Below are 12,975 nucleotides of genomic sequence, written 5' to 3'. Positions count from 1 at the left end.
AAACCCGCTGCGCAGTAAACTTCATGCAATATTTAGTTAACCAATGATCAACATTTGTGCAGCGTAGTTCACTTTTGGTGCACTGGCTGAGCGGGCAGGTATGAATTTGGTGAATACGTCAGTCCGTTCACATTTTTGATAAGATAGATGTACTGTGAATATAAAAGGGATCCCGGCATGGCAAATCTGCCCTGGCGAGTCAGCGTGCGCCTGATCGCGCTTGCAAAGAAAACAGGAATGGTCGTGGGGATCGTACTGGTCGTCCTGCTGGCGGTGCGGGTCTATCTCTCGCAGCAGGGGCCGGAACTGCACCTGTGGCACACCTGGCGGGCCAATGAGATGTCGGCGCGCGAGATGGACAACACCGACTTTGCCGGGTATCAGGCCCGGGAAAAGGCGATTTTCACCGATCTGGATAACGCGGTGACGGCGAAAACAGCGGGCGAGGAACAAACCCCGTTAAACCGCTACTACCGCCAGAGCCTGGTGTGGCCCGGTCAGTTTGCCCCCGATGCCAACCGCTCCTTTGTGCTGATGCCGGCCGGAAAGCCACGCGGCGCGGTGGTGCTGCTGCACGGTTTGACGGACTCGCCTTACAGCGTCCGACGCCTTGCCGTGAACTATCAACAGCACGGCTTTGTGGCCGTGGTCCCGCGTCTACCCGGGCACGGCACCGCGCCCGGTGCGCTGACGGACGTTGACTGGGAAATGTGGCTGGCGGCGACGCGTCTTGCGGTGCGGGAAGCCACGCGCCTGGCGGGTGAGGCTGTGCCTTTGCATCTGGTGGGCTACTCCAACGGCGGGGCGCTGGCGATGAAATATACCCTCGATGCGCTTGACACTTCTGCGCTGCGTAAACCCCAGCAGGTGATCCTGCTCTCACCGATGATCGGCGTGACGTCCTTTGCGCGCTTTGCCGGTTTCGCCGGGTTACCGGCGCTGCTGCCGGCGTTTGCTAAAGCAGCCTGGCTGAATATTGCGCCGGAATATAACCCGTATAAATACAATTCTTTCCCGGTTAACGCCGCTCGCCAGTCGTGGCTGCTGACGAAGGCCCTGCAGGAGCAGATTGGCCGTGAGGCGCGGGTAAACAGGCTGGCGAAATTGCCGCCGGTGCTGGCGTTCCAGTCGGTCATGGATTCTACGGTCAGCACCCGCGCGGTGGTGACCGGCCTGTTCGACCAGCTTCCCGCAAACGGCAGCGAGCTGGTGGTGTTTAACATCAACCAGGCGGCGAGCTTCCGCCCGCTGTTCAAACCGTCGTCGTGGACGGCTACCTCGGCCCTACTGCCGGTTGCGCAAAGGCGTTACAGTGTCACTATTATTACCAATGCTGGCGAGCACAGTTTCTCGACGGTGGCGAAAATCACTCCAGCAGGCAGCACGCAGGAGACGGTCGTGCCGCTTGCGCAGTCCTGGCCACAGGATGTCTATTCCCTGTCGCACGTTGCGGTGCCGTTCCCGCCGGATGACGATCTTTATGGTCGTGAACCTGCAGTGAAAAACCGCTACGGCATCAGCCTCGGGACGATTGCGCTCTGGGGAGAAACGTCCGTGTTGAGCGTCGGAAAAGAAGCGCTGATGCGGGTCACCTCGAACCCGTTCTACGACTATATGCAGGAGAGGATCGACAGCCGGATTGGCGACGGGGGAAAGTAACGTTCCTTTGTGGTGTGAATAAGTTAGGTCGCATTGATTAAGTATGTTAAATAGAAGCTTCAAAGCACCTTTCTTTCTCATCGGAACCCATTTTTGTGCTGACGACTCTGATCTACCGAAGCCAGTTGAATTTATCCCCCCCGACCACTGAACTGCGGGAGCTGGTGGAGCGCGCCAGGGGCCGCAATGCAAAACTGAATATCACCGGCGTCCTCCTTGCTAAAGGGAACGACGTTCTGCAGATCCTCGAAGGGTCGGAAGAGAGTGTGGTCAAACTGTTCCACACCATCCGTGAGGACAAGCGGCACAGCGGGGTGGTTGAACTGCTGCGGGACTATGGTCCGCGCAGACGCTTCGAAAACGTCGGCATGCTGCTGTTCGATCTGCAAATGCAGTCGCCGAAACAGGTGCTGCAGTCGGTGCTGCGCTACAGCAAGCTGGAGAGCTATCTGACCTCCGACGATCGGGTGTTCAAATTTATTCAGACCTTTATAACCGGTAAACGTCCGGCCCCGTCGGGGGCACGCTACACCCCGGACAAATGGACGCTCTCGACCGAAACGTTACCCTTTGGTGAGCATCTGGGCCTGATTGTCGGGCAAACCTGCCAGTTTGCGCTGCAGCCTATTGTCGAGCCCTCGGAAGGGAAGATCAGCTCCCTTGAGGCGCTTATCCGCGGCAACGACGGCGGCAGCCCGGAGCATTTCTTCAGCACCGTTAACCCGGACAACGTCTACGAAGTCGATCTCCAGACAAAAGCGTATGCCTTTGCGCTGGCGGAAAAGCTGGGCATTGGCAGCCATAAAATCGCGGTAAACCTGCTTCCCATGTCGCTGGTTAATGTCCCTGGCGCGGTGGAATTTCTGGTCAATCAGATTAAAAAGCATGGCCTTCAGCCGGAGCAGGTGGTCATTGAAGTCACTGAAAACGAGATGATCTCCGGGTTCAACCAGTTTAACAGCGCCATTAAGCAGCTTCGCGGCGAGGGGATTGGCCTGGCGATCGATGATTTTGGTTCGGGCTATGCCGGGCTTTCGCTGCTGACCCGCTTCCAGCCTGACAAAATTAAAATCGACCGCGAAATTGTCAGCAACATCCACCTGAGCGGCCCGAAGCAGGCGATCGTGCGCTCCATCATCAGCTGTTGCTCCGATCTGGAAATCACCCTGGTGGCTGAAGGCATTGAGAAAATAGAAGAGTGGTGCTGGCTTGAATCCGCCGGTATCCGTCGTTTCCAGGGCTTCCTGTTTGCCCGGCCGCAGCTTAATGGCGTCGGCGATATCTACTGGCCGCATCTGGTGCGGTAAGCCAATTTTCCCTCCCGTTATTTCCCCTTTGCCCGGCCTGTGCTTAAATAGCTAAAACGGTTTAACATAGTTTAGCTAAGAGGATCACATGAAGAAAATCTGGGTACTTGGCGATGCGGTAGTGGATTTGCTGCCCGATGAGGAAGGCAGATTGTTGCAGTGTCCCGGCGGCGCACCGGCAAACGTTGCGGTCGGAATTGCCCGGCTCGGCGGCCAGAGCGCCTTTATCGGCAGGGTTGGCGACGATCCTTTCGGGCGCTTTATGGCGAAAACGCTCGCTGACGAGCGGGTTGACGTGACGTGGATGCGCCTTGACCCGGCGCACCGCACCTCAACGGTAGTGGTCGATCTGGACGACCACGGCGAGCGCTCGTTTACATTCATGGTGCGCCCGAGCGCCGATCTGTTTCTGGAACCCGCCGATCTGCCACCGTTTAGCGCCGGAGAGTGGCTGCACGTCTGCTCTATCGCGCTAAGCGCAGAGCCGAGCCGTACGGCGACATTTGAGGCGATGGCCGCCATCCGTGAAGCGGGCGGTTACGTCAGCTTCGACCCCAATATTCGCCCGGACCTCTGGCCGGATGAGAACACACTGCATGGCTGCCTGGAGCAGGCCCTGCAAAGCGCCGACGTGGTGAAACTTTCGGTAGAAGAGCTGGCCTTTTTCACCGGCAGCGCGGAGGTCAACGTCGGTCTGGAAGTGCTGATGGAGCGCTGCCCGGCGCGTCTGGTGCTGGTCACTCAGGGTAAAGAGGGCGTCATCGCCTGGCATGACGGCGCCGTGGAGCACTATCCGGCAACGCCTGTTGAGTGTGTCGATACCACCGGCGCGGGCGATGCCTTTGTGGCGGGGCTGCTCTACGGGCTGGCTGCCGGGCAGGACCTGACGCCGGTCATCGCCTTAGCCCAGCGCTGCGGCGCATTAGCCACCACGGCCAAAGGGGCGATGACCGCCTTGCCGTGGCAGCACGAACTGTAATTCCTCCCTTCACTGGCCGCCATCCGGCGGCCTGAATTGTCGCCTCGATCACACTTACTAAAACGGTTTAGCAAAAAAGATTGCCGATCCAAAATTCACAGGTTTAGTATCAGCAACCTAAACCGGTTTAGCAATTTAGCACGTTTAATGACTTCTTTTAGGGATGCGACAAAATGTATAAAAAACGCAGACTTGCCGTGATGATAGGCATGCTGGCCGGAAGTACCTCTGTTTTTGCCCAAACGGATATGACAAGTATCGAAGCGCGTCTTGCCGCGATGGAGCAGCGCCTCCAGGCGGCGGAAACGCGTGCGCAGGTGGCTGAAAAACGCGCCGCCGATGCAGAACAAAAAACGCAGCAGCTGGTTGCCGCTCAGCAGCAGACGCAAACGACAACTCAGGCGGTAGCGCAGCGCACCACCGCGCTGGAGAAGAAGGCGGATCAGACCGGCGGGTTTGAGTTCCACGGCTATGCCCGCTCTGGCCTGCTGATGAACGATGCCGCCTCCAGCAGCAAAAGCGGCCCTTACCTGACCCCAGCTGGTGAAACCGGCGGTGCGGTGGGGCGTCTGGGTAACGAAGCCGACACCTACGTCGAGCTGAACCTGGAGCACAAGCAAACCCTGGACAACGGGGCGACCACGCGCTTTAAAGCGATGCTGGCCGACGGTCAGAGAACCTATAACGACTGGTCAGCCGATACCAGCGATCTCAATATTCGTCAGGCCTTCGCGGAGCTGGGCAACCTGCCTGATTTTACCGGCGCGCTGAAGGGGAGTACCTTCTGGGCGGGTAAACGCTTCGACCGCGACAACTTTGACATTCACTGGCTGGACTCCGACGTGGTGTTCCTGGCCGGTACCGGCGGCGGCGTCTATGACGTGAAGTGGAACGATTCGCTGCGCAGCAACTTCTCCATCTACGGCCGCAACTTCGGCAGCGTGGAGCAGACCGACAACAACGTTCAGAACTATATCCTCAGCATGAACCACTTCGCCGGCCCGTTCCAGCTGATGGTGAGCGGCCTGCGGGCGAAGGATAACGACGACCGTAAAGACACTAACGGCGATCTGATTAAAACGGATGCCGCCAATCACGGCGTTCATGCCCTGGTGGGCTTGCATAATGACAGCTTCTACGGCCTGCGCGAAGGGACCGCCAAAACGGCGCTGCTGTATGGTCACGGGCTGGGTGCGGAGGTGAAAAGCATCGGCTCCGACGGCGCGCTGCTGTCTGAGGCGGATACCTGGCGCTTCGCAAGTTACGGTGTCACGCCTGTGGGCGGCGGCTGGAGCGTTGCGCCCGCCGTTCTGGCGCAGAGCAGTAAAGATCGCTACGTCAAGGGCGATAGCTATGAGTGGGTAACGCTCAACACCCGCCTGATCAAAGAGGTCACCCAGAATTTCGCGTTGGCGTTTGAGGGAAGCTATCAGTACATGGATTTAAATCCGGAAGGCTATAAGGACCGCAACGCCGTCAACGGCAGTTTCTACAAGCTGACCTTTGCGCCAACCTTAAAAGCGAGCAAAATCGGCGATTTCTTCAGCCGTCCTGAGCTGCGCCTGTTTGCCACCTGGATGGACTGGAGCAGCAAACTGGATCATTACGCCAGCGATGATGCCTTTGGCAGCAGCGGCTTCAACGCCGGCGGGGAATGGAACTTTGGGGTCCAGATGGAAACCTGGTTTTAACCCATCACGCTCCCGCCTGGCGGGAGCGTTTCGTACATCATAAAAAGAAGTCAGGCAGAGGTATCTATGGATTTTAATCAAATCGCCCGCGAGCTTATTCCGCTGCTCGGTGGCAAGGAAAATATCGCCAGCGCGGCGCACTGCGCAACGCGTCTTCGTCTGGTGCTGGTCGATGACGCGCTGGCGGATCAGCAGGCCATCGGCAAGGTCGATGGCGTAAAAGGCTGCTTCCGTAACGCCGGGCAGATGCAGGTGATTTTTGGCACGGGCGTGGTCAACAAGGTTTACGCCGCGTTTATTCAGGCGGCCGGGATAAGTGAGTCCAGCAAGTCGGAAGCCGCGGATCTGGCGGCGCGCAAGCTGAACCCGTTCCAGCGCATTGCCCGTCTGCTCTCCAACATCTTTGTGCCAATCATCCCCGCGATTGTGGCGTCCGGCCTGCTGATGGGCCTGCTCGGCATGGTGAAAACCTACGGCTGGGTCAATGCGGATAACGCCATCTACATCATGCTGGACATGTGCAGCTCCGCGGCGTTCATCATCCTGCCTATTCTGATTGGCTTCACCGCCGCGCGCGAATTTGGCGGTAACCCGTACCTCGGCGCGACGCTGGGCGGCATTCTGACCCACCCGGCGCTGACCAACGCCTGGGGCGTGGCGTCGGGCTTCCACACCATGAACTTCTTCGGCCTTGAGATTGCGATGATTGGCTATCAGGGCACGGTATTCCCGGTGCTGCTGGCCGTCTGGTTTATGAGCATCGTCGAGAAAAACCTGCGCCGCGCGATCCCGGATGCGTTAGACCTGATCCTGACCCCGTTCCTCACCGTCGTTATCTCCGGCTTTATCGCCTTGCTGATTATCGGCCCGGCGGGGCGCGCTCTGGGGGACGGTATCTCCTTTATTCTGAGCACGCTGATCGCCCACGCGGGCTGGCTGGCCGGGCTACTGTTCGGCGGGCTTTACTCGGTAATTGTGATCACCGGTATTCACCACAGCTTCCACGCGATTGAAGCCGGGCTGCTGGGTAACCCGTCGATTGGCGTTAACTTCCTGCTGCCGATCTGGGCCATGGCGAACGTGGCGCAGGGCGGCGCCTGTCTGGCGGTGTGGTTCAAAACTAAAGATGCCAAAATCAAAGCCATTACCTTACCGTCGGCGTTCTCTGCGATGCTGGGCATCACCGAAGCGGCCATTTTTGGTATCAACCTGCGCTTCGTTAAGCCGTTTATCGCCGCGCTGATCGGCGGTGCGGTGGGCGGGGCCTGGGTGGTATCTGTCCATGTTTACATGACCGCCGTTGGGTTGACCGCTATTCCGGGCATGGCCATCGTGCAGGCCAGCTCGCTGCTCAACTATATTATCGGCATGGTGATTGCCTTCGGCGTGGCGTTTACCGTCTCACTGCTGCTGAAATATAAAACGGATTCTGAATAATGACGTTACCTTCCCGCTGGCCTGCGATCCTGCAGGCCGTTATGAAAGGTCAGCCGCGGGCGCTGGCGGATAGCCACTATCCGCAGTGGCACCCCGCGCCGGTGACGGGGCTGATGAACGATCCCAACGGGTTTATCTGGTTTGCCGGCCGCTATCACCTGTTCTATCAGTGGAACCCGCTGGACTGCGAGCATCGGTTTAAATGCTGGGGGCACTGGAGCTCTGCGGACCTGGTGCACTGGCAGCATGAGCCGCTGGCGCTGATGCCGGATGAAGAGTATGACCGCAACGGCTGCTACTCCGGCAGCGCCGTGGATAACCAGGGCGTCCTGACGCTTTGCTACACCGGCAACGTTAAGTTCGATGACGGCAGCCGCACGGCCTGGCAGTGCCTTGCCGTGGAGCAGCCGGACGGGAGTTTTACGAAGCTGGGGCCGGTGCTGGCGCAGCCGGAAGGCTACACCGGACACGTGCGCGACCCGAAGGTGTGGCAGCACGAAGGGGAGTGGTACATGGTGCTCGGCGCGCAGGATGTACAAAAGCGCGGCAAGGTGCTGCTCTTTAAGTCAGCCGATTTGCACGCCTGGACGTCCTGCGGGGAGATCGCCGGTCACGGGGTTAACGGCCTGACGAACTCGGGGTATATGTGGGAGTGTCCGGACCTGTTTGCCCTCGACGGAACGCATGTTCTGATCAGCTGCCCGCAGGGGCTGGCGCGCGAGCCGCATCGCTACCTCAATACCTATCCGGCTACCTGGATGAGCGGGGCGTTTGACTATGCAAACGCCGCATTCGATCACGGCGAGCTTCACGAGCTGGACGCGGGGTTTGAGTTTTACGCCCCGCAAACCACGCTGGCGGAAGACGGTCGCCGCATTCTGATCGGCTGGATGGGCGTACCGGACGGGGAAGAGATGCTTCAGCCAACCCGGGCGCACGGCTGGATGCACCAGATGACCTGCCCGCGCGAATTACGGTACCGCGACGGCAGGCTCTGGCAGACCCCGGCGCGCGAGCTGGCGGCGCTGCGTGAAGATGAGCAGCGCTGGCAGGGGCGCGCCAGCGACGCGCCCGAACTGGACGCGACGCGTCTGGAGTTTGAGCTGGGCGCCGCGCACGTGAGCGTCGATTTTGCCGGCGCGCTGCGTCTTATGGTCGATGAGCAGGGCGTGCGTCTGGAACGCGCGAGCCTGAAAACCGGTGAAACGCTGACCCGCTACTGGCAGGGCGACGTCACTCATTTACGCGTTCTCTGCGACCGCTCCAGCGTCGAAATCTTCATTAACCACGGCGAAGGAGTGATGAGCAGCCGCTATTTTCCTGACCATCCGGCCCGGGTGCGGTTCGAAGGTGCGTCCGATATCACATTACGCTACTGGTCGCTGCGCGCCTGCATGATAGAATGAGGGTTTTGGCAGCCGGATCTAAGTCGTTGTGAGAAAAACAAAACGCGTCACCATTAAAGACATCGCGGAGCTGGCGGGCGTATCAAAAGCCACCGCCAGCCTGGTCCTCAACGGGCGCAGCAAAGAGCTTCGCGTGGCGGAGGAGACGCGCGAGCGCGTGCTGGCAATTGCAAAAGAGCACCACTATCAGCCCAGCATTCACGCCCGGTCGCTGCGCGATAACCGCAGCCACACCATTGGTCTGGTGGTTCCGGAGATCACCAACTACGGTTTTGCCGTGTTTTCTCACGAGCTGGAAACGCTGTGCCGCGAGGCGGGCGTTCAGCTGCTGATCTCCTGCAGCGATGAAAACCCGGGGCAGGAGACGGTAGTGGTGAACAACATGGTGGCGCGTCAGGTGGACGGGCTGATTGTGGCTTCCAGCATGCTCAACGATGCGGACTACCATAAGCTCAGCGAGCAGCTGCCGGTGGTCCTGTTTGACCGTCACATCAACGACAGCGCGCTGCCGCTGGTGATCACCGATTCCATTACCCCGACGACCGAACTGGTGGCTGACATTGCGCGTCAGCATCCTGATGAGTTCTACTTCCTCGGCGGGCAGCCCCGCTTATCCCCGACGCGCGACCGCCTGGAAGGGTTTAAGCAAGGGCTGCGTGAGGCCGGCGTGGAGCTGCGCCCCGAGTGGATCATTCACGGCAACTATCACCCGAGCTCCGGATACGAGATGTTTGCTGAACTCTGCGCCCGCCTGGGGCGTCCGCCAAAAGCGCTGTTCGCCGCCGCCTGCGGGCTGCTGGAAGGGGTGCTGCGCTATATGGGCCAGCATAACCTGCTGCAAAGCGATATCAGGTTAGCCAGTTTTGACGATCACTATCTCTACGATTCGCTGACGATCCCGGTGGATACCATCCGCCAGGATAACCGACAGCTGGCGTGGCACTGCTTTGATTTGATTAGCAAACTGATCGAGGGGGAGACCCCGGAACCGTTGCAACGCAAGCTGTCTGCCACCCTGCAGCGGCGCTATAAGTGAGCAATATAGCCCGGACCGATACATCAATAACTTTAATTAATTTAAGTTTTGGAAGCGCCGATAACCATAAGGAATAATTCTCCTTGAGGTATTGGTTTATGTCGTTGAAAAAGTCGTCCCTGATTGTCCTGTTCTCGCTGCTTTTCTTCTTTGTTGTCAGCACCGTCACCAGCGTTGGCCTCATCATTAAAAGTAATAATTCGCTGGATAACGTCAACAAAGAGATCCAGGTTGTGCTGTCCATTATTGACCCCATCAACCACAGCCGTACGCTACGCGTGAGGGTTATGGAGTATGTGAAGATGGTGGAAGCGGGTAATACTGCCGATGAGGCTGCCAAGCTTGCCGCCGTGAAAGAGGCGCTGACCAAAGCGGACCACGCCTTTGCGGCCTTTATGGCGTCGCCGCGTCTGCCGGATGAAGCGCCGCTGGTGACAGCCTATCAGGACGGCTGGCAAAACTACCGCAACCAGGGGCTGGCGCCGCTGATCGACGCCGCCGAGGCGCACGATGTGGCTAAATTCAACGCGCTGATCCCGGAAGTCTCCCGCCTTGACCGCCAGTACGAGATCGTTCTCGACCAGGTGCTTTCCGTCCACCAGAAATACGCCAAAAGCCTGAACGAAGATGCGAGCAGTAACTTCGTCTCTGGCCTGGCGATCGTTGCCGCTATCGCCAGCCTGTTTGTGGTGGTGATTATCGCCGTCAGCCTGCTGATGAAGCGCTTTGTCTTTGCGCCGATCAACCTGGCGCGCGAGCACTGCAGCCAGATTGCGGCAGGCAAGCTGGACATTCCGGTGCCGGTGAAGGGGAGCGCACATAACGAAATCGATCATCTTATGAGCTCGATGGAGCAGATGCGTCAGGCACTGCTGGCGACAATCGCCCAGGTGCGCGATGCGAGCCATACCGTAACGCACGCAGCGCAGGAGATTGCCTCCGGAAATATCGACCTGGCGTCACGCACCGAACAGCAGGCTTCGGCGTTAACCCAGACGGCGGCCAGCATGGAAGAGCTGAGCGCGACGGTGGCGAACAATACCGACAACGTTTATCAGGCCGGTAAACTGGTGCAGGACGCGGTGAAAAATGCCCACACCGGTGAAGCGGTGACCCGTGAAGTCATCGACACGATGAATACCATCGCGGCGAACTCAAAGCGTATCGAAGACATTACCAGCGTGATTAACAGCATCGCCTTCCAGACCAACATCCTGGCGCTGAACGCGGCGGTTGAAGCGGCGCGCGCCGGTACGCAGGGTCGCGGCTTTGCGGTCGTGGCCAGCGAAGTGCGCACTCTGGCGCAGAAAAGCGCGGTGGCGGCGAAAGATATCGAAAGCCTGATCGCGCAGTCGGTATCCAGCGTGAAAAACGGTGCGGAGCTGGTGAGCCGCTCGGGCGAGGTGATTGACTCGATCATTACGTCGGTGAATAAAGTGAATACGCTGATGGAGCAGATCTCCGTCGCATCTGAAGAGCAGAGCCGCGGGATCGGCCAGGTCGGGCAGGCGGTGACCGAAATGGACGGCGTGACCCAGCAGAACGCCGCGCTGGTGCAGCAGTCCGCCGCCGCAGCAGCCTCGCTGGAAGAGCAGGCGCAGCAGCTTTCACGGAGTATTTCGAGTTTTAGGTTGCCGGTGCAGGCTTGATTGAATGAGGGAGGCTCCGCAAGGAGCCTTTTTGTACCTGGCATAACCGTAACTGTATAATTCAGGAGATCTCTACAGGCAGCACAAATCTAAAATTAACTATCACCAGGGAAAGTTATGTTAATCATTTTTAGTGGGCTACCCGGCAGCGGTAAAAGTACCGTTGCAAAAATTGTTGCTCAAAGGCTGGGGGCTGTTTATCTGCGGGTTGATACCGTTGAGCAGGCCATTCGTTCAGTTTCTGAACCCGGCCAGAAAACGGGTCCGGAGGGCTATTTTGCCCTCTATGGCTTAGCAAGTGAGAATCTTAAGCTGGGCTCCACCGTTGTGACCGATTCCGTTAATGATATTAACCTTGTGCGAGATGCTTTCCGCAATATTGCTCTGTCGTTGAAGGTGCCTTTCCTGGAAGTTGAAATTGTCTGCTCAGACGAAAAAGAACATCGTTTTCGCGTAGAGAACAGAGTCTCTGATATCCCAGGGCTCACGCCTCCTGACTGGGAACAGGTTAAAAACCGTGAGTACGAAACCTGGGAAAGAGAACATCTCATATTGGATACCGCCCTGTTATCAGCTGCAGAGTGTGCAGATAAAATCCTGGAAATTAAGAACGCTCTAAACCGGCCTTAAACGGTGAACAAGCGCCAGCAATGGCTTTCACGGGGCGTGTGAAAATACGCTCCCCGCAAAATTATTCATTCCCCCAAGCAATATTTGCCTCCCTCATCCGTCTACCTCATCACAAGCCATAATCAGTTACTGCAAACGAGGTAAACACCATGAGAGATTTTGAAATGCACGGCAGAGGTCACGGCCGCGGATTCGGTCGCCACCGTATGGGCAAGGGCTTAGTCATCGGCGCGGTGATTTTCATCGTGCTCGGCCTGCTGGTGATGTCCCTGTGGAACGCCTTGCTCCCGGCCATCCTCGGCGTGAAGGCCATCGGATTCTGGCAGGCGCTGGGGATTCTGGTGCTGAGCCGCATTCTGTTTGGCGGCTTAGGTTTCCGCCCCGGGATGTTTGGCGCGCACCGCCGGATGAACGAGCGCTGGATGAACATGACGCCCGAACAGCGCGAGGCGTTTATTCAGCAGCGTCGCGAAGGGTTTGGTCGCCACGGTCGCGGGCACTGCGGCTGGCACGGTCATCGTGACGATAAGCGCGATGACGCTACGCCAAAAGCGCCGGATGCAGAGTGAGCGAGATGAAAGCCGGGGAGACGGGCGGATCCATGCTGATGTCGGCGCTCAATGCCTGCCGCGCCCGGCTGAAAGCCTTCATTCGCGGACGGATCTCCGTGCGCGATGATGCCGACGACATTTTGCAGGAAGTGACGTATCAGCTGATGAAAGTGGAGCAGCCGGTCGAAAACGTCGCCGCCTGGCTGTTCCGCGCGGCGCGTAACGAGATGACCGACCGGGCGCGCAAAAAGCGTGAGGTGTCGCTCTCCGGCTATTTTATGGGCGAAGACGACGAGGGTTTTCCGGAAGACGAGCTGGCCGAAACCCTGTTCGGCGTACCGCACACGCCGGAAGAGGAGTACCTCAAGACGCTGCTGTGGGAAGAACTGGGGCAGGCGCTGTCTGAACTTCCTCCGCCGCAGCGGGAGGTATTTGAAAAGACCGAGCTCCACGGCTACAGCATCAAAATGCTGGCAGAGGAGACCGGCGCCAGCGAACAGGCGCTGTTATCCCGCAAGCACAAGGCGGTGCTATTTCTGCGCACGCGGCTGCGGGACGTCTATGACGCGCTGACGGGCGAATAGCGGCGACAGACAAAACCTTACACTTCCGGCACTTGTAGATTCATCA

11 protein-coding genes are annotated in these 12,975 nt (G+C 58.4%); all 11 read left to right on the top strand.

What is annotated here, in order from left to right:
- Positions 1 to 177 precede the first annotated feature (177 nt).
- The 11 genes from LRM19_RS07065 (at position 178) to LRM19_RS07015 (ending at position 12,929) form a co-directional block, all read left to right on the top strand.
- A complete protein-coding gene (locus tag LRM19_RS07065) occupies positions 178 to 1,659 on the top strand; it encodes an alpha/beta hydrolase (RefSeq protein ID WP_271367927.1) in 1,482 nt (493 codons plus the stop codon).
- 95 nt (positions 1,660 to 1,754) lie between these two features.
- Positions 1,755 to 2,966, top strand: a complete 1,212-nt coding sequence (locus LRM19_RS07060; RefSeq protein ID WP_271367925.1) for a diguanylate phosphodiesterase — start codon at positions 1,755 to 1,757, stop codon at positions 2,964 to 2,966.
- An 88-nt stretch (positions 2,967 to 3,054) separates the two neighbouring features.
- Complete coding sequence (locus LRM19_RS07055) at positions 3,055 to 3,945, top strand: aminoimidazole riboside kinase (protein WP_271367924.1); 891 nt, start codon at positions 3,055 to 3,057, stop codon at positions 3,943 to 3,945.
- A 173-nt stretch (positions 3,946 to 4,118) separates the two neighbouring features.
- Positions 4,119 to 5,636 (top strand): carbohydrate porin, encoded by a 1,518-nt coding sequence (locus LRM19_RS07050; RefSeq protein ID WP_133294462.1) that lies wholly within the window; start codon positions 4,119 to 4,121, stop codon positions 5,634 to 5,636.
- Between the two features lie 66 nt (positions 5,637 to 5,702).
- Entirely contained in the window at positions 5,703 to 7,073 is a 1,371-nt protein-coding gene (locus tag LRM19_RS07045; RefSeq protein ID WP_023619263.1) for a sucrose-specific PTS transporter subunit IIBC, read from the top strand.
- Positions 7,073 to 8,479 carry a sucrose-6-phosphate hydrolase gene (locus LRM19_RS07040; RefSeq protein WP_271367920.1) on the top strand — a complete coding sequence of 469 codons (1,407 nt, stop codon included), beginning with the start codon at positions 7,073 to 7,075 and terminating at the stop codon, positions 8,477 to 8,479. Before LRM19_RS07045 ends, LRM19_RS07040 begins: the two co-directional genes overlap by 1 nt.
- A gap of 28 nt (positions 8,480 to 8,507) precedes the next feature.
- The gene (locus tag LRM19_RS07035) at positions 8,508 to 9,515 is read left to right on the top strand and encodes a LacI family DNA-binding transcriptional regulator (RefSeq protein WP_048992344.1); all 1,008 of its coding nucleotides are present in this window, start codon (positions 8,508 to 8,510) and stop codon (positions 9,513 to 9,515) included.
- 98 nt (positions 9,516 to 9,613) lie between these two features.
- On the top strand, positions 9,614 to 11,164 hold the full coding sequence (locus tag LRM19_RS07030; protein ID WP_271367919.1) for a methyl-accepting chemotaxis protein: 1,551 nt from the start codon (positions 9,614 to 9,616) through the stop codon (positions 11,162 to 11,164).
- Between the two features lie 117 nt (positions 11,165 to 11,281).
- Positions 11,282 to 11,794: an AAA family ATPase gene (locus tag LRM19_RS07025; protein WP_271367917.1), complete on the top strand. Its 513-nt coding sequence runs from the start codon at positions 11,282 to 11,284 to the stop codon at positions 11,792 to 11,794.
- 149 nt (positions 11,795 to 11,943) lie between these two features.
- Positions 11,944 to 12,363 carry a hypothetical protein gene (locus tag LRM19_RS07020; protein ID WP_271367915.1) on the top strand — a complete coding sequence of 140 codons (420 nt, stop codon included), beginning with the start codon at positions 11,944 to 11,946 and terminating at the stop codon, positions 12,361 to 12,363.
- Between the two features lie 5 nt (positions 12,364 to 12,368).
- A complete protein-coding gene (locus tag LRM19_RS07015; protein WP_271368229.1) occupies positions 12,369 to 12,929 on the top strand; it encodes an RNA polymerase sigma factor in 561 nt (186 codons plus the stop codon).
- Positions 12,930 to 12,975 lie beyond the last annotated feature (46 nt).

The organism is Enterobacter sp. PI-10 (genome assembly GCF_027947695.1).
Classification (GTDB): Bacteria; Pseudomonadota; Gammaproteobacteria; order Enterobacterales; family Enterobacteriaceae; genus Enterobacter; species Enterobacter vonholyi.
The sequence above is the reverse complement of the archived record's forward strand: the minus strand, read 5'-3'. Positions and strand labels throughout refer to the sequence as shown.

What these genes read in the sequence shown, in the direction of transcription:
- LRM19_RS07050 (WP_133294462.1), top strand. Translation starts at nt 4,119, where the DNA reads ATGTATAAAAAACGCAGACTTGCCGTGATGATAGGCATGCTGGCCGGA.
- LRM19_RS07015 (WP_271368229.1), top strand. Translation starts at nt 12,369, where the DNA reads ATGAAAGCCGGGGAGACGGGCGGATCCATGCTGATGTCGGCGCTCAAT.
- LRM19_RS07030 (WP_271367919.1), top strand. Translation starts at nt 9,614, where the DNA reads ATGTCGTTGAAAAAGTCGTCCCTGATTGTCCTGTTCTCGCTGCTTTTC.
- LRM19_RS07040 (WP_271367920.1), top strand. Translation starts at nt 7,073, where the DNA reads ATGACGTTACCTTCCCGCTGGCCTGCGATCCTGCAGGCCGTTATGAAA.
- LRM19_RS07025 (WP_271367917.1), top strand. Translation starts at nt 11,282, where the DNA reads ATGTTAATCATTTTTAGTGGGCTACCCGGCAGCGGTAAAAGTACCGTT.
- LRM19_RS07055 (WP_271367924.1), top strand. Translation starts at nt 3,055, where the DNA reads ATGAAGAAAATCTGGGTACTTGGCGATGCGGTAGTGGATTTGCTGCCC.
- LRM19_RS07065 (WP_271367927.1), top strand. Translation starts at nt 178, where the DNA reads ATGGCAAATCTGCCCTGGCGAGTCAGCGTGCGCCTGATCGCGCTTGCA.
- LRM19_RS07020 (WP_271367915.1), top strand. Translation starts at nt 11,944, where the DNA reads ATGAGAGATTTTGAAATGCACGGCAGAGGTCACGGCCGCGGATTCGGT.
- LRM19_RS07045 (WP_023619263.1), top strand. Translation starts at nt 5,703, where the DNA reads ATGGATTTTAATCAAATCGCCCGCGAGCTTATTCCGCTGCTCGGTGGC.